18 protein-coding genes are annotated in these 20,710 nt (G+C 40.7%); 4 read left to right on the top strand and 14 right to left on the bottom strand.

Annotation, left to right across the window (positions count from 1 at the left end; translation table 11 throughout):
- Positions 1–401: 401 nt before the first annotated feature.
- The 13 genes from PPBDW_RS20080 to agaR form a co-directional block, all read right to left on the bottom strand.
- On the bottom strand, positions 402–2,009 hold the full coding sequence (locus tag PPBDW_RS20080) for an NAD(P)/FAD-dependent oxidoreductase (RefSeq protein ID WP_036792029.1): 1,608 nt from the start codon (positions 2,007–2,009) through the stop codon (positions 402–404).
- A 259-nt stretch (positions 2,010–2,268) separates the two neighbouring features.
- Positions 2,269–3,003 carry a carbohydrate-binding family 9-like protein gene (locus PPBDW_RS20075; protein WP_036792026.1) on the bottom strand — a complete coding sequence of 245 codons (735 nt, stop codon included), beginning with the start codon at positions 3,001–3,003 and terminating at the stop codon, positions 2,269–2,271.
- A 109-nt stretch (positions 3,004–3,112) separates the two neighbouring features.
- Positions 3,113–4,165, bottom strand: coding sequence for a glycoside hydrolase family 88/105 protein (locus PPBDW_RS20070; RefSeq protein WP_036792024.1), 1,053 nt, complete (start codon positions 4,163–4,165; stop codon positions 3,113–3,115).
- A gap of 12 nt (positions 4,166–4,177) precedes the next feature.
- Positions 4,178–4,933 (bottom strand): 2-dehydro-3-deoxy-D-gluconate 5-dehydrogenase KduD, encoded by a 756-nt coding sequence (kduD, locus tag PPBDW_RS20065; protein WP_036792022.1) that lies wholly within the window; start codon positions 4,931–4,933, stop codon positions 4,178–4,180.
- An 81-nt stretch (positions 4,934–5,014) separates the two neighbouring features.
- Positions 5,015–5,845: a 5-dehydro-4-deoxy-D-glucuronate isomerase gene (kduI, locus tag PPBDW_RS20060; RefSeq protein WP_036792019.1), complete on the bottom strand. Its 831-nt coding sequence runs from the start codon at positions 5,843–5,845 to the stop codon at positions 5,015–5,017.
- Between the two features lie 68 nt (positions 5,846–5,913).
- The gene (gene nagA / locus PPBDW_RS20055) at positions 5,914–7,068 is read right to left on the bottom strand and encodes an N-acetylglucosamine-6-phosphate deacetylase (RefSeq protein ID WP_036792016.1); all 1,155 of its coding nucleotides are present in this window, start codon (positions 7,066–7,068) and stop codon (positions 5,914–5,916) included.
- A 2-nt stretch (positions 7,069–7,070) separates the two neighbouring features.
- On the bottom strand, positions 7,071–7,514 hold the full coding sequence (gene agaF, locus PPBDW_RS20050) for a PTS galactosamine/N-acetylgalactosamine transporter subunit IIA (RefSeq protein WP_036792013.1): 444 nt from the start codon (positions 7,512–7,514) through the stop codon (positions 7,071–7,073).
- Between the two features lie 85 nt (positions 7,515–7,599).
- On the bottom strand, positions 7,600–8,493 hold the full coding sequence (locus tag PPBDW_RS20045; protein ID WP_036792011.1) for a PTS system mannose/fructose/sorbose family transporter subunit IID: 894 nt from the start codon (positions 8,491–8,493) through the stop codon (positions 7,600–7,602).
- Complete coding sequence (gene agaW / locus PPBDW_RS20040; protein ID WP_036792007.1) at positions 8,483–9,253, bottom strand: PTS N-acetylgalactosamine transporter subunit IIC; 771 nt, start codon at positions 9,251–9,253, stop codon at positions 8,483–8,485. The genes PPBDW_RS20045 and agaW overlap by 11 nt, the downstream gene beginning before the upstream one ends.
- A gap of 41 nt (positions 9,254–9,294) precedes the next feature.
- Complete coding sequence (agaV, locus tag PPBDW_RS20035; RefSeq protein WP_036792004.1) at positions 9,295–9,795, bottom strand: PTS N-acetylgalactosamine transporter subunit IIB; 501 nt, start codon at positions 9,793–9,795, stop codon at positions 9,295–9,297.
- A 20-nt stretch (positions 9,796–9,815) separates the two neighbouring features.
- On the bottom strand, positions 9,816–10,988 hold the full coding sequence (locus PPBDW_RS20030) for an SIS domain-containing protein (RefSeq protein ID WP_036792002.1): 1,173 nt from the start codon (positions 10,986–10,988) through the stop codon (positions 9,816–9,818).
- A 4-nt stretch (positions 10,989–10,992) separates the two neighbouring features.
- Entirely contained in the window at positions 10,993–12,288 is a 1,296-nt protein-coding gene (gene kbaZ, locus PPBDW_RS20025) for a tagatose-bisphosphate aldolase subunit KbaZ (RefSeq protein ID WP_036792000.1), read from the bottom strand.
- Between the two features lie 49 nt (positions 12,289–12,337).
- On the bottom strand, positions 12,338–13,114 hold the full coding sequence (gene agaR, locus PPBDW_RS20020; protein WP_036791998.1) for a transcriptional repressor AgaR: 777 nt from the start codon (positions 13,112–13,114) through the stop codon (positions 12,338–12,340).
- A gap of 396 nt (positions 13,115–13,510) precedes the next feature.
- Between agaR and PPBDW_RS20015 the strand changes: the two genes are divergently transcribed.
- Together PPBDW_RS20015 and PPBDW_RS20010 are read left to right on the top strand one after the other, a co-directional pair.
- Positions 13,511–15,064, top strand: coding sequence for a sulfatase family protein (locus PPBDW_RS20015; RefSeq protein WP_036791996.1), 1,554 nt, complete (start codon positions 13,511–13,513; stop codon positions 15,062–15,064).
- A 105-nt stretch (positions 15,065–15,169) separates the two neighbouring features.
- Positions 15,170–15,898 (top strand): oligogalacturonate-specific porin KdgM family protein, encoded by a 729-nt coding sequence (locus PPBDW_RS20010; protein ID WP_036791995.1) that lies wholly within the window; start codon positions 15,170–15,172, stop codon positions 15,896–15,898.
- 95 nt (positions 15,899–15,993) lie between these two features.
- On the opposite strand, the gene PPBDW_RS20005 is transcribed toward PPBDW_RS20010, so the two are convergent.
- Positions 15,994–16,905 (bottom strand): DUF808 domain-containing protein, encoded by a 912-nt coding sequence (locus PPBDW_RS20005; protein WP_036791992.1) that lies wholly within the window; start codon positions 16,903–16,905, stop codon positions 15,994–15,996.
- A 777-nt stretch (positions 16,906–17,682) separates the two neighbouring features.
- Between PPBDW_RS20005 and speA the strand changes: the two genes are divergently transcribed.
- Together speA and speB are read left to right on the top strand one after the other, a co-directional pair.
- The gene (gene speA, locus PPBDW_RS20000) at positions 17,683–19,602 is read left to right on the top strand and encodes a biosynthetic arginine decarboxylase (protein ID WP_036791989.1); all 1,920 of its coding nucleotides are present in this window, start codon (positions 17,683–17,685) and stop codon (positions 19,600–19,602) included.
- Positions 19,603–19,708: 106 nt separating this feature from the next.
- A complete protein-coding gene (gene speB, locus PPBDW_RS19995; protein WP_036791987.1) occupies positions 19,709–20,626 on the top strand; it encodes an agmatinase in 918 nt (305 codons plus the stop codon).
- Positions 20,627–20,710: the final 84 nt, after the last annotated feature.

Raw genomic sequence — 20,710 nt, 5'->3', positions numbered from 1 at the left:
TTATTACTATCAGTAAACCCTTAGCACTCTATCAATCGATAAAGGCTATTTACTCTTATTTTGCGTTATTGTAACCAAATATTTCAGCATGACTAGCAACTTAAAACTATTAACAATAACCATTAAAAAAACCAACAATTGGTATTAATTAATATTCTTATCAATAATACTAAAACTGTCGTTTTTTTGACATTACACTTTTTTACTTTACAAACTAACCATTAAAATTACAGCTGTCGTGTAATTAGCAAATGTTCTGCTGGTCGATTCTTTTACAGATGTGAAAATAAATGAGGATGAGAAGCGAAGCTAAAAAAGATAACAACAAGGTAGCTGAGCGAGAATAAAAGGTGCAATAACAAACACGGATTCGTTGTTATCACACCTCTATATTTAACTAATTACGCATTTAACATATCAAGTGCGATAGCTTCGGCAACTTTAATACCGTCGATACCCGCAGATAAAATACCACCAGCATAACCAGCACCTTCACCACCAGGATATAAACCCTTGGTATTAATGCTTTGGAAGTCTTTACCACGCTTAATTTGTACCGGCGAAGATGTACGAGTTTCAACACCTGTTAGCATGCTATCGGCATTTGAGAAACCTTTGATCTTTTTATTAAACGCAGGTAATGCCTCACGGATAGCTTCAATCGCATAAGCCGGCAAACTGGTGCTTAGATCAGTCAATTTAACATTAGGTTTGTAAGATGGTTCAACATCACCCATCTGACTAACCGTTTTACCTGCTAAGAAATCACCTACGCATTGTGCAGGCGCATCATAGCTGCTACCGCCAAGAATATAAGCATTACGCTCTAACTGACGCTGTAGTGCAATACCTTGCATTGGATCATTAGCAAAATCTTCCGGTGAGATACCAACGACAATCGCACTATTAGCATTGCGCTCACTGCGTGAGTACTGACTCATACCATTAGTTACCACTGATTCAAGCTCTGATGTCGCTGCAACAACCACGCCGCCAGGACACATACAGAAACTATAGACTGAACGACCATTTTTACAGTGGTGAACCAGTTTATAATCAGCGGCGCCAAGCAATGGATGACCTGCATTTTTACCAAAACGTGCTACATCAATAGTTTCTTGTTTATGCTCAATACGGAAGCCAACTGAAAATGATTGCGCTTCAAGATGTACGCCTTTGTCATACAACATCTTAAAAGTATCGCGTGCGCTGTGACCAATAGCTAATGCTACGTGCTTTGACGGGATCACTTCACCGGTTGATAATGTCACACCAGACACTTGGTTATCTTCAATATTGATTTCTTCAACGCGAGTTTCAAAACGAATCTCACCGCCAAGTTCAATAATTTTACGGCGCATCTTTTCAACCATCGTTACCAATTTATAAGTACCAATGTGAGGCTTACTGAGATAAATAATTTCAGCCGGTGCGCCCGCTGCAACAAATTCTTGTTTTACTTTAAGCCCTAGGAAACGAGGATCTTTCACTTGGCTGTATAATTTACCATCAGAGAATGTACCAGCACCACCTTCACCAAATTGAACATTTGATTCAGTGTTGAGCTCGCGCGTACGCCAAAAACGGAAAGTATCTTTGGCACGCTCATGTACTGATTTTCCACGTTCTAGAATAATAGGTTTAAATCCCATCTGCGCGAGAATAAGTCCAGTAAATAAACCACATGGACCCATACCAATAACAATTGGACGCTCGGTTAAGTTTTCAGGTGCTTGAGCAACATATTTATAGCTAGTATCTGGTGATTTTTTCACCTGATGATCGTCAGCAAATGTCGTTAGTAATTGCTCTTCATCAACATCTTTCAAGGTGATATCTAAAGTATAAATAAGATAGATATCATTCTTTTTACGGGCATCGTAGCCTCGTTTAAAAACATGAATATCAACCAATTGATCTTTATTTATCGATAACTTGTTGATGACAAAATCATGTAAAGCGACTTCACTATGATCTAACGGTAATTTAACTTCATTAATACGTATCATTAAGTCCACTAACTCGATTGGGAATACAATAAAAATATCTCGGAGAGAATAAATCTAGCCCTAATCTTGGCCGATTTATACCTTAGCCAAGTATTATCTCACAGAGTTTAGTGATTATCCCAATATTTGCAGCCCTTCACGCCTAAAAGCTAACGGTTAAGGATAAAAAACATCAACCTAAAATAAAAAAGGCCTACACCGTATTATCTAAATACTGGCATAAACCTTTTTTAACTACCGTGATTTTCTTTTAAAGCAATTACTTCACTAAACGACAGCTACCAAATGTTTGTGGATTATGAAAGTTTGGTGTCGGTGTTTTAGGATCAACCCATGTCATCCAACCCATATCTAACTTACCGTCGGCTTGTTGAGTAAACTCAGCTCGCATTAATGCACATAATAGCTGTGTTTGTTGTTTATTTTGCCATAGCGATAAATCCGTTAATGTCTGCAATGGCAGTTTACCTTCAACAATATAACCACTGTCAGTTAGGCTGGCTTTAGTTTCTAAGCCTTTCCATGTCCAATTACTATCAAGTGACGCACGCTTTTTATTCATCATGTCATAGCTTGCTTGTGCACTAAATACTCGTGCTTTAGGATCAATTTCCATGGTGTAATAACGCGATAATTCCGCATCTTTAGCAAGGAATATCTCGACTCTATCGGAGTCTAAAATCGCCCGCTCAGGATCAGTCCCTATTGCAACATTCTTATCCGTCACTGTGTATTGAAAATAGAGTGTCTCAGCATGCCATAATGCTTTAAATTCTGTTGCAGGAGCTGGAGTATCACGCCAAGGAAAGCTGAAAACTGTTAACGCTTGTGCTGACTTCCATTCATTATCATGCGCAATACCATCAATAACGGGCGCGATTTCGGTATGGTTAATATTATATATTGCAGACTTAGGTACAACTGTTTCAGCAACGACATTATAACTAGCCATCACCGTAATAGTAGCGGTAGCAATCATGACTAACTTATTCATTAAAATATCCTTATTTATTGTTTTTTAGATATAAAAAAGCCGATCTGACGAGCAAATCGGCTTAACATAACCTCGCTTTTTCACCAACTCACATTGACGTTATTATTATTTATGACACTAAATCAGCGACTGCGGTTGCAGCTAATAAGAAAGCCCCTGCACCGTAATCAATATTATGCTCAAACGCGACATCACGAGGATTGAAAGCGGGTAATTGTACCCAACCCATCATGCCATTATCGTGAATACAGGTTTGTAATGCAGCCCATGATGTTTCAACCACTGGCATATACGTTTCAGCATCAAGGTGGCCTTGCTTAATACCCCACCCTAAGCCATAACAGAATAGTGCAGTCGCACTGCTTTCTGGTGCCGGGAAGTTTTCAGGATCAAGCAAGCTTGTACGCCAAAAACCATCGGCTTGTTGATACTTAATCACTTCAGCAGCAAGCGCAGTAAATAATGCTAAATATTTATCGCGATGAGGATAATCTTCAGGCATACGCGCTAATAAGCGTGGTATAGCGGCTAATACCCAACCAATACCGCGGCTCCAGAAAACTTTATTGCCATTGGCTTCACGTAACTCGCCACCATTGCCATCAGGAATATAACGATAATCACGGTAGAATAGACCTGTTTCAGGATCGAGTAGATGCTCAACGGAATCCCAAAATGCCGTATTCATATAATCAAGATATTTACTATCACCAGTACGCTGAGTTAACGCTGCAAATGCAGGTGGTGCCATAAATAATGAATCACACCACCACCAATCTTTACGACCAGGCTGTGGGTTTTCAACCATAAGATCCAAGGCTTTAATAGTTGGCTCTAATGCTTCAATTTGATCAACTAATGGGTAAATATCAAGGTAGGCTTGACAACAAATATGATCATCAGCAAAACGATCATTCGGCCCAGTACGGAATCCCGTATGGAGGGTATAATTCATCACCCCATCAAGATATTCATTATCATCAGTCGCTAACCATGCCGCTGAGACACACGACCAAAACACGCCACGTTCCCAGTCGGTATCTTTAATAAAACGTGTTTTACCACTACGACGTACCACGCTGCGAGTTTGGTTTTGCGCTTGGTAACGATAGACTCGCTTCATTGCTGCTAAAATCGTTTCTTTTGAACCTAATGTTGTCATGAGCAGCTCTCCTTAGCGTGCTAACCAACCGCCATCAACAGCGATGGTATAACCATTAATGTAATCACTAGCACTTGATGCTAAAAAGACCGCTGGACCTTCCAAATCAGAGGGTAAACCCCAACGATTAGCAGGAATACGCTCTAGGATCGCTGCATTACGCTCAGCATCTGCACGCAGTGCGGTTGTATTGTCTGTCGCCATATAACCAGGTGCTATCGCATTAACGTTGATATTATACTCAGCTAATTCAGTCGCTAATGCACGGGTTAGGCCCATTACTGCTGATTTACTCGCGGTGTATGACGGTACGCGAATACCACCTTGGTAAGACAGCATTGACGCGATATTAATGATCTTGCCGCCATTACCTTGCTCAACAAAACGTTTAGCAACGGCTTGGGATAAGAAGAACAAGGTTTTTTGGTTAATGTTAATCACATCATCCCAATCACTTTCAGAGAATTTAAGTAAGTCTTCACGACGAATAATGCCGGCGTTGTTAATTAAAATATCAACACTTCCCATTACTTCAACCGCTTCTGCAACAATACTTTCAAGCTTATCTTGCTGCATTAAATTGGCAGTGATGTAGTGAAATTTACGTCCTAATGCTTCAACTTGTGCTTGGGTTTCAGGTGCTTCTTGATGGCCGATACCAACAATATTTGCCCCAGCTTTTGCAAGTCCAAGTGCCATACCTTGGCCAAGACCTGTATTACAACCAGTTACAATCGCAACTTTACCGCTTAAATCAAACATCTTCATCGAGTTCTATCCTTGTATAATAACGCTGACAATCACTGCCAGCGTTACCAGCTAAATTCATTAATAATTAACCACAACGGCTTATTTAAGATCGCTCATCGCGACATGATCCATATCGTGGAAAGTTTGGTTTTCACCGACCATACCCCAAATAAAGGTATAAGCCGCAGTGCCCACTCCAGAGTGAATTGACCAGCTTGGACTGATCACAGCTTGTTCATTACGCACCACGATATGACGGGTTTCTTGTGGCTCGCCCATATAATGGAACACGATGTTGTCTTGGCTCATATCAAAGTACAAATACACTTCCATACGACGCTCATGCGTATGACATGGCATAGTATTCCACAAACTACCAGGTGCGAGTTCAGTCATGCCCATTAGTAGCTGGCAAGTCGGTAATACAGATGGGTGTAAATATTTATAAATAGTACGAACGTTACAGTTTTCTTGGCTACCAATTTGCTCTGGTGATGCTTCTTCACGAGTAATTTTACGGGTTGGGTAGCTATGATGAGCAGGCGCGCAATTTAAGTAAAAGCGAGCTGGATTATTAGCAACCACACTTTCAAAACGAATATCTTGTGCGCCCATACCAACATAAATAGCTTCACGCGATCCAATTTCAAAGGTTTCGCCATCAACAATCACTAAGCCAGGAGCACCAATATTGATAATGCCTAACTCACGACGTTGCAAAAAGTAATCAACCCCGATCTCTTTACCACCTTCAAAAGCAATCGCACTCGTTGTCGGTACAGCTGCACCAACAATGATGCGATCAATATGACTGTAAGTAAGGGTGATCTCACCTTCTTGAAACATATTTTCAATTAAGAACTGCTCACGAAGACCTGCAGTGTCTAATTGCTTGGCATGCTGACTATGAATTGGTTGACGAATTTCCATGAAAAACCTCTTAAATCATTACATTACTCACAACACTTAACTAAGGTGTGAATGATTACGAATTATTATTAATGCGATGTTGGGTAATACCACTCACCGTCGATTAAGGTTGCTTGAATTTCAAATTGAGAATTAAGTACTGCAAAGCTGGCGTTATATCCCGTTGCTATCGAACCTAGTTGATGATCAATACCTAAATATTTTGCAGGTACCATTGTTGCCATCTGGATAGCTTCCCATTCAGGTACATTGGCTAACAAAATCATATTTCGAATCGCTTGATCTAAACTACAAGTGCTACCTGCAAGTGAACCATCGTCAGTACGAGCCTCACCATTGATGACGTTAACCATCTGCGCGCCAAGTTGGTACTTACCATCATCAAGCCCACCAGCACGCATACAATCAGTGATTAATGCCATGCCCTGATAACCCTTGATTCGATAAGCAAGTTGCATCATTACTGGATGTACATGAATACCATCAGCAATCAGTTCAACTAACATATCGTGATACAGAACAGCACCAGCACAGCCAGGCTCTCGATGATGCAAGCCACTCATACCGTTAAATAAATGCACTCCACAATCAGCACCGTGTTGATGTGCTTGGGTCACTTGTTCAAAATTAGCATTCGTATGTGCAATCGAGGTTTTAATACCGTTAGCCGTTAGCCATTGAATGGCTTCATTAGCACCGTCATATTCAGGTGCAAGGGCTACGCGTAATAATGAATCTGCAGCAACTTCTTTTAATTCTGCTAACGCCGCAATGGTTGGCGCTGTTAAATATTGAGTTGGGTGTGAGCCGCGATGAGTCTCCGTAAAATAAGGCCCTTCCAGAAAACTGCCTAATAACCTTGCGCCTTGTTGCTGTGGTTGCTCACAAAAGTGCCGTACTTGCTGTAAGGCAGAGACAATATCTTGCCAAGGTGCAGTTACTGTTGTTCCAACCCACGCCACGACTCCTGTCGCTGGCAATGCTTGTGCTATCGTTTGTAATGCTTGCGGAGTGGCATCCATTACATCAGCACCCGCACGACCATGAATATGAATATCAATAAAACCGGGGACTAATGTTTGACCATCTAATTCAATCACTTCACAATCAAAAGGTTGACTATCAGTGATGCTTTCAACCTTGCCGTTATTCACTACTACATAGTGGTTATAGCGAATCCCAGTGGGGGTGAATATACGTTGTGGATGAAGTGCAAAGCGCATAATTACAGTCCGTCTTCACATTCAAGTTCAGCCGATTGCGTCATCATGCTATTAAGTTCACGACGCATGTCTTTCATGCATGACATACCAATATCAAGCAAAGTATCTACAAGTTCAGTTAAATCTGCATCATCACGCTCAAATGCAGCATTGGCAATCATGGGTAAATTAGCACCACCAATAAGTTCAACATTCGGTGTATCCATCAGTATTGCTAACGCACGATTAGCAGGAGATCCACCTGGAATATCAGTTAAAAACAATACCCCATCACCGCTATCAACATCTTTTGCTGCTTGACGTAAAGCTAGCTCTAGCTCATCAGTTGACATAGTTTCAACGAAATCAACATACGCCATTTGCTGTTGTTCACCAGCAATCGCTAATACGGCAGATTCCATGCCTGATGCAAAGTTAATATGACCTGAAACAACGATACCAATCATGATTCTTTCCTTGAAAATAAGGGGGAGCGCTGTCCCCCTTGAGATTATTAATGATGGTTCTCATCACTACTAAACGATGGTGTTATTACAAAATACCCAACATGTGACCAACAACGCCTGCAGCAAGTGTGCTGAAAATCAATACTGGTGGCTTAGCCCAGAATCCAGTGCCTTTCACCATCTTAAGCATGAAGAACACCAACATCAGTGGCAGAATATTCGGCATTACTTTGTCAAATAATGCGGTCTGCAAGTCCACCACCTTTCCCCCCAGTTCGAGACTGAGGGTCGTCTGCACCTTAATAAAGGTCGCGGAGAGCGCACCAATAACAAAGATACCCATAATATTGGCCGCTTTAGCCAGTTTCTCAGTTGAATCACTCATGTTAACCATCGCGGCAGTACCCGCTTTATAGCCCATGAACATCAAACCAAAGTAAACCGCAAAGTGAACAATTTGGTACAAGAAGAAGAATACAAATGGACCTGCAATAGAGCCTTCCATTGCGATTGAAGCACCTAACGCTAGCGTTAATGGCATCAATGTCATGTGGTCGATAGCGTCACCGATACCACCTGTTGGTCCCATACCAGCAACTTTCATTACGTTAACAGTTGATGGTTTTTCTTTGTTCTCTTCCATCGCAATCGCTGTACCTAATAAGAAGGTAAACAGCTTAGGTGAAGCATTAAAAAACTGCAGGTGGTTCTTTAGTGCCTTGGCTAAATCAGCTTTGTTATCACCATGGATCTTTTTAAGTGCCGGAATAATCGAGTAAGCAAAACCACCCGCTTGCATACGTTCAAAGTTAAAGTTACCTTCCATGAATAAACCGCGGATTGAACACATCCAGAGGTCTTTCTTGGTAATCACTTTACGTGGTGTGGTATCTTCATACGCATCGATATCATCAACCAAATTTACATGTTCTTCCGTGTTTTTATCGCGAAGTGTTCCCGCTGTGATATCAGATGCCATCTTCAAATTCTCCAGGTTGATTGTTAGAGCCACCGTTGTTTGAACCGCTAAAGAAGTAGTACAGTGCTGCAATTGAGGCGCCGATAATTGCGACAGCCATAATTGGTAGTTTTAAGTAAGTCGTCATTACGAAGCCAATGAAGAACACACCTGCCACTTCTTTTGACCACATGATTTTCAACAACATTGCGAAACCAATCGCAGGAACCATCTTGGCACCAATACCTAAACCAGTTAGTAGTGCTTTAGGTGCATTTTCATCAATCCAGGTTGCAGCATGTTCACCAAAGTAAACAGTTACAAAGGCAACCGAGGCATACAGCATGGCACGCAGTAAAATGGTTATAATTAATAGTTTATCGATGCCTGATGAATCACCTCGTTCAGCAAAGCGATCCGCTTTACCCATAGTGAATGATGTCATTGCAAAGAAGCCGATAACCAACATCTGCATCATTACCGCAATAGGCATACCTACACCCATCGCGACTTCAGCTGATTGACCCGTCATCACTGCAAAGGCAACCGCAGCAATCGTTCCTAATGTCACATCTGGTGGCTGAGCACCCGCGTTAGGTACCAGACCTAACCAAGCAAGTTCTAAAGTAGCACCTGCAATCAAACCAATTTGCATATCACCCATGATCAAGCCCACAACAGGACCTGTAATAAGTGGACGGTGGATATTCAATGCAACATCGTATTTATCGATACCACAAAAGAAGGCCCAAACCGCTACTAACGCAGCTTCTAAAAACATGATCTATTCCTTTTTACACGTTTGGAGTTTGGCTATCGCGATTAAGCGGCGCTTGTAGCCAGTTCAAGTACATTGATTGGTTTTTGATCTGGAGTGTTTTGAATCGTACAAGTCACTCCTTTTGCTACCATACGCTCAAAAGCGTCAATATCTTTTGCATCAACAGAAACTGTTTTATTAATCTGACGCTTACCTTCGTGATAATGCATATTACCGACATTACAATGAGTAATTGGTACGCCGCCTTCGACTAAACGTGCAACATCCGTTGGGTTATTACACAGAATAAAGACCTTTTGTTGGGGTGATGCTTTGCTAATCACATCAATTGTTTTTTGGATTGAGAAAAAACGTACTGCATATTCCCCGCCCGCAGATGCCTTCATACCTGCTTGCATAAAAGCTGCATTAGGGCCTTCAGCAGCGTCATCATTAGCGACTAAAATAAGGTTAGCGCCTGAGTGTTTACCCCAAGTAATACGAATTTGACCATGTAACAAACGTTCATCAATTCGTGTCCATACAATGTTTGGCGTTGTCATGATTGTTCTACCTTTCGTAATTATTTAAAATTGTTATGTAATTTATGGATAGTTACCCCTTGCACTACACGGTTAACTTCACCAGTAGGACATGGGTTATCAGGTGTATTCCCTAACGCTAATGCACGATGAAAAGAGTACATTTGTGCATACAACATATAAGGGAAAAGTAATTCAACATCCGTCGCAGCTTCCATGCCTGGAACGCAAATAACATCAGCACGCGTTTCAATCTCATCCGCTTGTGCCGTAATCGCTACTACTTGAGCAGCAATGTTATCGCGACAAATTTCAGCTAATAAATCAAGGTCATATTTACGGGTGTATGGATCATTACTGATAAACACCACAATCATAGTATCTTGATTTACAATTGATTTTGGTCCATGGCGGAACCCTAATGGTGAGTCGTAAGTCGCTACAACTTTACCGGCTGTTAACTCAAGTAATTTCAATGCAGATTCTTGAGCTAAACCTTGTAAACCACCACTGCCTAAATAAATAACCCGCTCTAGTTCCTGGTTAGCAGTATCCTTTATTTGTGCGTTTAAATCTTTGATCAAACCCACAGAACACTTACAAATGCTTTCGATATCTTTCGTGTAATCGTTCCCATACATTAATATCGAAAAAGCAGCTAGCATCATTGATGAAAAACTTGATGTCATGGCAAAAGATTGATCATTCGTTTCCGCAGGCATTAAAAGTGCAAGTGATTGCTTATCTTTACTGCAACATTTATACAACTTACCGTCAGCATTACAGGTCAACACCAAATGAAAACACTGGGTTAATGTTTGATTCGCTAATTCAACCGCAGCCACACTTTCAGGACTGTTACCAGAACGCGCAAACGACACTAGCAATGTTGGAATATTTTCGGCAAAGCACTGGTTAGGATTTGACACAATATCAGTGGTTGAAATAGCTTCAATTCGACGCTGTAAGCGCTGCGAAAGCCCTAGCGCTAATGCACGTCCAGCAAAGGCAGATGTACCAGCACCAGTCAACACAATACGCAAGTTTGAGTGACTATAAACATTATCCATAAAGCGTTTAATTTGAGCTTCACACTCACGTGTAATTGCTGCCGTTTGTGCCCAGCAATCTGGTTGTTGATTGATTTCTTTCGCTGTCCAATAACCCGATAAGCGTTGTAGTTCTGCTTCTGAATAACCTAAATACTGTTCCATATATTTAAACCTCTGCGATTAATTTTTCAGTACACGCTTGAGAATAAGCACGTAAAACTTGACGAATAGTGTCTAATACCAATGCTTTAGGGTCTGCTGTAATCAAACCTTCACGCAGATGTTGGAATTGTTGTGGCATATATTGACTAAGAAGGGGGAATGGAATATCAACCCGAGATAAATTTCTAAATAACGTTTCTTGAGCCTGATTAATGACACTATCAGGCCAGTAATAACGCATACGATCACTGAAACTAAAACAGCGTGAAAAACGTTGTTCAGCCTCATTACCGTGATAATATTTTTGCCAATGCTGTGGAGCTTCACACATTTGCGCTTCAATACGCTCACGCAAATTAGAACAATGCGCTTTAGGTATAATTTCAGCTTCAATTTCACATAAATTAAATAGCGCTTCACGCATCGCAAATGTCAGTGCAGGACCGACTTTCAAAATAGCGAAATGATCACGAACTAATTGACGATAAGCCGCATGGGTTTGGTAATCAGTCGAATGGGCTTCAAACACCATATGAGGAAAATTATCAATGACACCACTTAATGCATTAGCTTTTTCTGAGCAATAATCAATAACACCAGTGTGATCAAACTCAACCCCTGGTTGAACCACAAGACCAATGACTCGTGTCCAACAATCAGCGATATTTGCGGCGGCAAATGCACAACGATGGGTTTCGATTGTTTTCATTGCTGCTTGTGGTGAAGTAACTTCAATCGTATCTAGCGTTTCAGCGGCACCACCAGGAACAGGTACTTCAGTTCCAATGACGTACACTAAGTCGCTATAGCCAAAAGTTGCTATCGCGGTTTTTTCAGCAATAGCACCTAAACGGGCTGCACGGTTAGCTACAATTTCATCAGATAGTGGGATAGGATCATCGGCGCAGGACATACTGCAATCTAAGTGAATTTTTTTAAAGCCAGCAGCAACATAGGCTGCAATTAAATCATCGGCATGCAACATTGCTTCTTCAGCAAGAAGATGCTGCCAACGATTAGGGCCTAAATGATCACCACCTAGAATAAGATTGTCGGTAGGAAAATTAAATTGTTCAGCCTTTGCTAATACAAACTCACGAAAATCAATCGGTGTCATTCCAGTGTAACCACCAAATTGATCCACTTGATTTGACGTTGCTTCTATTAATAAAACTGAATTATCATCCAACGCCTGAGAAAATGCTGCTTCGATTACCAGCGGATGTGCAGAGCAAACAGCATAAATACCATTGTTAGCGCCTGCTTTATGGCGTTGAACGAGAGTTTGTAGCGTATTCATTAATTAACTCCACAATCATAGTCTCTGGTGTGATTATGGAGTTAATAAGTCAGTGCTCTTTTTCTACAATAATAACTTCAACTTTCATTTCTCGAAGACCAGCTAAATAATCTTCAGGAATACCTGCATCCGTTACTAAGATATCAATGTTTCCGAACTCACGAATCATGTGGCAGCTACGTTTACCAAATTTAGTAGAGTCTGCAACCGCAATAACCTGTTCAGAAATTTCACACATTAAACGATTCAGACTTGCTTCTTGTTCACTGTGTGTTGTGATACCTGCTCGCAAATCGAAACCATCAACACCTAGAAAAACTTTATCAAAACGAAAGTTCTTTAGGCCAGCTTCGGCTTGTGAGCCTGAAAAAGATAACGCTTCTTTACGAAGTACGCCACCTGACATTAACACTTCAACACCAGGTGCTGAAGCTAACTCCATTGCCACATCCAGACCATTAGTCATGACAACAACATTTTCCATACTTTTAAGGCTGGCTGCGATTTCGCGTGTTGTTGTCCCCGAATCTAGAATCACGGTGTCACCATTATGAATAAGCTTGGCAGCTGCTTGGCCAAGGAGTGATTTAACACCCGCGTTGTGCCGCCGCTTTTCATGAATGGTTAATTCCGCAATCACACCTGAGTTAGGAATCGCAGCGCCATGAGAGCGCACAACATAACCATTCTTTTCCAAGAAACTCAGATCACTGCGAATGGTGACACTTGAGACATTAAATTTTTCAGCGAGATCTTCGACACGGGCTTTTCCTTCCAGATTAACCACATTGACGATTTCCATTCGCCTTTCAATTGCACTTTTCACTTTTGTCTCCTTGTGAAATCAAATAAAATCTCTTTCATTTAATTTCGAAATAATCTTACACTTAAAAAACAAAGCCACAATGCGACAAGACAAAACTTTTGATCTCTTTCACATTCTTTCGATATCTTTCACTAAAATATTACGTAAGGTTACGTAAGTCCTTCTATCATATAGAACGAAAGTAAATAAACCAACTATTCATAGCTTAGATTTATAAAATATCAGTTCATATCTCTCATATTTACAACCAAACCGCAAATAATTACATTATTTTGCTTTCGATCTCTTTTGTGTGACCAATAACACAGCCAAAACACCTTCATTACCTTACGATCCGAAGCAATTCAAAAGCCCATGTTCAGATAATATATATTTTCAATTAATAAGGATTTGTTGATGTCTATATCACGTCGAGGATTACTGAAAGGTATGGCTGCTAGTGGTGCCGTTGCTGCAACCTTATCAGCAGGTTATGCCCAAGCTGCAACGACTTCAAAAACAAGCTCAGAAAAAGCATTAAAAAAACCGAATTTAGTCATCATCTTTCCTGATGAATTTCGAGCTCAAGCATTAGGCTTTATGCAGCAAGATCCATCAATGACGCCTAATATTGATAAATTTGCTCGACAAAGTGCAGTATTACGTCAAGCGGTCTCTAATTTTCCACTATGTACCCCCTTCCGTGGCATGTTAATGACCGGACAATATCCTTATCGCAACGGTATTCAGGGAAACAGCCATACTGGTGTTGAAGGTCAATTTGGCGGTAAAGATTTTGGAATTGAACTAAAAAAAAGCACCCTAACATGGTCTGATGTTCTAAAAAAACAAGGCTATAGCATGGGTTATATCGGTAAATGGCACCTCGATGCGCCACAAGCCCCTTTTGTGCCTAGTTATAATAATCCCGCAGAAGGCCGTTATTGGAATGACTGGACAGCACCAGATCGTCGCCATGGGTTTGATTTCTGGTATGCCTATGGCACCTATGACAAGCATATGACGCCAATGTATTGGACTAATGATACAACTCGCGATAAACCGCTACGTATTAATCAATGGAGTCCAGAGCACGAAGCTGACATTGCGATTAAATACTTACGTAATGAAAATGGGCAATATCGTAAACAAGATCAACCATTTACTCTTGTAGTATCAATGAATCCACCTCACTCACCTTACGACGAAGTTCCGCAAAAATACTTAGATCGTTTCAGTGGTAAAACGTCACAACAATTAAATACCCGCCCAAATGTACAATGGGATAAAGCCTACCAAGAAGGTTATGGACCGCAATTTTTCAAAGAATATATGGCGATGGTTAATGGTGTTGATGAGCAATTCGGACGCATTGTTGATGAATTAGATCGTCTCAATCTTACTGAAGATACCCTCGTAGTGTTTTTCTCAGATCACGGTTGTTGCATGGGATCTAACGGTAACCCAACCAAAAATGTTCATTATGACGAAGCGATGCGTATTCCAATGATATTCCGTTGGCCGGGCAAGCTTAACCCACAACAGAATGACCTACTGTTTTCCGCTCCAGACATTTACCCAACCATGCTTGGTTTAATGGGCATGGAGGATCTGATTCCAGATACCGTTGAAGGAACCAACTTTGCCAATACTTTACGCGGTATTGATGGTGACATTCAGCCAACATCACAATTTTATACTTTCATGCCTTATGGCGGTCAATCATATGGCCGCCGTGGAATCCGCTCCCAGCGTTATACCTTAATGATTGATCGAAAAATTGGAAAGCCACTCACTTATGTGCTGCATGACAATCAGATAGATCCTTATCAAATGGACAATATTGCCGCCACGAACCCAATGCTTATTGAAAAATTAATTACTGAAGAATTAATTCCATGGCTTGAACATACCGGTGATCCTTGGCGCCCAACAACCGTACCAGCACATAGTGCCAATGCCTATTTATAGCATTCGCCAAAACGATTATTTGCGATACCTGTAACGACAACAATTAACGCTTGCTCTTTGTGATAGAGCAGGCGTAACAACACTCATTATAATTAAGGACAATCAATGAACACTGTTACTAAAGTAATCCTTGCGACCACCCTTTTGTCTGCGACAAGTTTTAGCTATGCCAATGATTACAAAACCACGATTGAATACCGCCATGAATATCGTGATGGTACCCAACGACATGGCGATCGTATTAAAGCCTTTTTAGATACGGGTAAGAATATTGGTTTTGAATTAGACGCACGTTATAACAACGATCAACTCAATACCATGTTTGATGGTATGACCATGAATGGCTCTGAGTTTTCAGCGTATTACTACAAAAAGTTAACTGACAATATCATGGGTATTGGCGGTCTTTCTCTCGACTTTACATCACAAGGTTTAGTCTATGTGCCTTACGCGCGTTTAAATTACCGCTTTGATAATGGTATTCGCGTTCAAGGTCGTTATAAGTGGAAGTTCTGGGATTACAACCAAACAAACCTTAATAATGTAAATTATATCTCTAAAATTCAAGAAGTGGATTTCTGGCTAGGCTACAATACCAATAATTGGGACTTTCAATATGAATTCCAAATTTGGCAAGAAATGGAAGGCGACGCTCTACCACAATTTGATAATAAAGATACTAACTACCTGCATAACTTCCGTTTAATGTACACCTACAAAACAGCTGAAGGTACAATGTGGCGTCCATTCGTAGAAGTGGGTAATGTGAGTCAAAGCCGCTATACCGATAACCGCCAAACTCGTTACCGTATGGGTATTAAATACACGTGGTAATAACATAAAATAGCCATAAAAAATGCCAGTGATAGTCATACCACTGGCATTTCCAATTTTATACAACGATGATTTACAGCAACTAAAAGAAGTAATTAATGTGCTGATTTGCCGCGTATTTTATTAATCAAACTAACAACCACCAGCACCACTATTCCAGCAAGAATACCAACAACACCATTCAATAGTGGTGGCACAATAGCATGAGCACCAGGAAAAGAGATTAGCTGGGCTAGATGCTCAACCACGACATGTACGTGTGGAATACTATGGACAACAATACCGCCCCCAACTAAAAACATCGCGATAGTACCTACTACTGCCAATGCCTTCATTAAATAAGGAGCAACATTCACCAGTAGTGAACCAAAACTACGTTTAAAACCAGCACCTTTGCTATGATTAACAAGGTATAACCCTGCATCATCAAGTTTCACTATGCCCGCAACAATACCATAAACACCTGCTGTCATTACTGCCGCAATTACACTCACAACAATCGCTTGCGTCAAAAAGGGATGATCTTGTACTGTGCCTAACGCAATCACAATAATTTCAGCAGATAAAACAAAATCGGTTCTTATTGCGCCTTTAATTTTTTCTTTCTCATAAGCAACTATATCGACATCATCTGGTATTATTTTAGCATCCTGATCACTATCTTGCGGATGATGGAACAGTTTCTCTGCTATTTTTTCTACGCCTTCAAAACACAGAAATAAACCACCAAGTAATAACATCGGCATAATTAACCACGGCGCAACTGCACTGATTAATAATGCCGCTGGCACTAATATTAGTTTATTTTTAAAAGAGCCTTTAGCGACTCCCCACACTACAGGTAGTTCACGCTCAGCACGTACACCTGAGACTTGTTGAGCATTTAATGCCAGATCATCGCCAAGTACACCAGCAGTTTTGCGTGCTGCCACTTTGGTCATCAATGCAACGTCATCAAGTACGGTTGCTATATCATCAAGCAATGTTAATAAACTTGCACCTGCCACTGAATACTCCTTAAAATCTGAACCAATATGGTTCTAAATTAACAATCTCATATTTATAAAGATAATAAGTGCCTTAAATACACTATTCTCAGCTACATATTATAATTACATACTATTCACATCATTGGTTTATCCAATGAAAAATCTTATTTTTACATCAATGATTTAGTTATCTAGTCGTTAATTAATTAAACATAACTATCACTAAATACGCAATTATTGTGCTTACTCTCTTAAATGTTAATCCTCTGCTTCAATCGTAACAATTATATTTCATCATAACGATGAATCTTTTTTGTTTGCGCTAAAAACGATTCGATTGTCTAATCGCAACGCACCCAATTATTGGTTTGAGGTGTAGATTGAGATTGCATCGGGCATTCTTATTCCCTGTCATACTGTGCTTGCTGTAATAGCACGACCTTTAATGGAAATGGCAATGACAACTCTCGCAGCATTATACTCGAAGGCTATTTTTAGTCTCAATAAAGTATGCGACAACGCAATAACCAAAGCCAAGCCTAACCTAGCAAGAAGAACAACACGCTTGTTCATGACTTGTAATGATGATGCCAGTTCAGGTAGTCCCAGTAGCTTGTAATTGAAAATGCTACAACGCTAATAACAGCGCCACTAGATTTCAATAACAAAGTACTTTTATTCTGACCATTATCGCGTCAGTCGCCACACTATTTCGATATTTACTGCAGCCAAGCAGGGATGTTATGCATCTATATTTTAAGGCTGAAGTATTTTCGCTCAGGAAGAGATTAAACAATGAGTGATTGGACAATTAATAATGCCCGTGACGTTTACAATACGCCTTACTGGGGCCAAGGTTATTTTGATATAGCTCAAGACGGCTCAGTTGTTGCCTGTCCCGATGTAAATAACCCAACCAATGCTATCGGATTATCGCAACTTGCCGATGAATTAATTGCAGCAGGCGCATCGTTACCTGTCTTGGTACGCTTTCCTGATATTCTGCATCATCGTGTTGATAGTTTATGCAGTGTTTTCAATCAAGCAATTGAAAATTATGGTTATAAAGGTGATTACCTTGCCGTGTATCCGATCAAAGTTAACCAACAACAAGAAGTGGTTAGCGAGATTTTAAAAAGCCAATATGCCAAGCAACAACGTCAATTAGGCTTAGAAGCAGGCAGTAAACCCGAACTGATGGCTGTACTTGCTATGGCGCAAGAAGCAAGCTCAGTGATTGTCTGTAATGGTTACAAAGATCGTGAATATATTCGGTTAGCGTTAATTGGCGAAAAATTGGGTCACGAAGTATATATCGTGCTTGAGAAACTCTCCGAGCTAAAGATCATCTTACAAGAAGCGGCTGAACTTGGCGTCGCACCACGCTTAGGCCTACGTGCACGTCTAGCCTCTCAAGGCAAAGGTAAATGGCAAGCAAGTGGTGGTGAAAAATCTAAATTTGGTTTATCGGCATCGCAAGTATTAACCGTAGTTGAAGAATTGCGTCAACGAGAAATGCTCGATTGTCTACAGTTGCTGCATTTTCACTTAGGCTCACAAATCGCCAATATCCGTGATGTACGTAATGGTGTCGGTGAAGCTGGACGTGTTTATGCTGAGCTTAAAAAATTAGGCGCAGGTATTACAACCGTTGACGTAGGTGGTGGTTTGGCGGTTGATTATGAAGGTACTCGTAGCCAAAGCAGTTGTTCGATGAACTACAGCATCAACGAATATGCAAATAATGTGGTGTATGTATTAGGTGATATTTGTCAAGAATACGCCATGCCAATGCCACGTATTATTTCAGAGTCAGGTCGTAACTTGACGGCGCACCATGCTGTATTAATTACAGATGTCGTTGGCATCGAAAGCTATAAAGCGGAAAGTATTAATGCGCCAGCTGAAGATGCGCCACATATCTTGCATAACATGTGGCGTTCGTGGAAAGAATTGACGGATAACGCCGATCACCGTTCCTTAGTCGAGCTTTACCACGATAACCAAAGTGATTTAGCTGAAGTTCACTCATTATTTGCCGTTGGAATGATCAGCTTTATTGATCGAGCCTGGGCTGAACAAGTGAGTTTACGTTTATGCCATGAACTTGCAAAAACATTATCAACTAAAAACCGAGCACATCGCCCACTTTTAGATGAGCTGCATGAACGTTTAGCGGATAAGTTTTTTGTGAACTTTTCACTGTTTCAATCATTACCTGATGCATGGGGTATTGAACAAGTATTCCCTATTTTACCATTAAGCAATTTAGATAAAGCCCCTGAGCGTCGAGCGATTATTCTTGATATCACTTGTGACTCAGATGGTGCGATTGATCAATATGTTGAAAACCAAGGTATCGAAAGCACATTACCAGTACCAACTTGGAGTGATGAACAACCTTACCGTATTGGTTTCTTTATGGTAGGTGCTTATCAAGAAATTTTAGGCGATATGCATAATTTATTTGGTGATACTGATACTGCTGTTGTGCGCTGTACTGCTGATGGTGGTTATAACATCGAAAAAATTGATCGTGGTGATAACGTTGGTGATGTACTGCGCTACGTGCATTTAGATTCCAATGAATTCCTGCATCAATATCAACTAATGGCACAGCAACACCTTGCAGAAAATGAACGAGAGAGTATTCTCAAAGAGCTAGCTGATGGGCTAGAAGGGTATACCTATCTAGAAGATGTTCGCGCAATTTAAGACTAAAAATTAGTCACCCTATTTTAGAGCATCCTATCACTGTAATAAGGCAGTGATAGGTCTTTTAGTGGGCCTTCGCCCTATAATATTGTTGTTGGAGAAAACCATGGCAACACTAGCTAATTACCCAGATTATTCTTTATACGCCAATGCATTTGGCTTTTTACGTCAACCGTTAAACTTCTCACCACTGGAGTCTGACGCTGATGTTATTATTACTGGGGTGCCGTTTGATATGGCGACCACAGGTCGTTCTGGCAGTCGTATGGGCCCTGGTGCTATCCGTCAAATCTCGACCAACCTTGCCTGGGAAGGCAAACGCTGGCCATGGAGTTTTAACCTATTAAAATCAATTAAAATTGCCGATTGTGGTGATTTAGTATTTGATTGTGGTGATGCGGGTCAGATGTGTGAACGCTTAGAAGCACACGCGACCGGTTTATTAGAGCAAGGTAAAACCCTGCTTACTTTTGGTGGTGATCACTTCGTGACGCTACCGTTATTACGTGCTCATGCTAAACAATTTGGCAAAATGGCATTAATTCACTTTGATGCTCATACTGACACTTACGATCAAGGCAGTAAGTTTGATCATGGCACTATGTTCTACCATGCACCGAAAGAAGGCTTAATTGATCCTACTCACTCAGTACAAATTGGTATTCGTACAGAACACAGTGACAAACTTGGCTTTAATGTTATCTCTGCCGATACTGCTAATGATTGGAGTGTGGCCCAGATAGTTGAAAAAATTAAAGCCACTGTCGGTGATATGCCGGTTTACTTAACCTTCGATATCGACTGTTTAGATCCTGCTTATGCGCCAGGTACTGGCACCCCTGTGTGTGGTGGTATCACATCAGATAAAGCACTGAAAATCATTCGTGGTTTGCAAGGTATTAATCTTGTTGGCATGGACGTAGTTGAAGTAGCACCAGCATATGATCATGCTGATATTACGGCGCTTGCAGCGGCAACCATTGCAACAGATTTGTTACATCTTTGGGCAATCCAAAAACAATAATTGTTACGTTTTAACCTGTTTTGCGTTGCTCAAAAACAACGCAAAACAGGCAGATTTATCGGCTATAACCCGCTATTCTTATCT

The organism is Photobacterium kishitanii (assembly GCF_000613045.3).
Classification (GTDB): Bacteria; Pseudomonadota; Gammaproteobacteria; order Enterobacterales; family Vibrionaceae; genus Photobacterium; species Photobacterium kishitanii.
The sequence above is the reverse complement of the archived record's forward strand: the minus strand, read 5'-3'. Positions and strand labels throughout refer to the sequence as shown.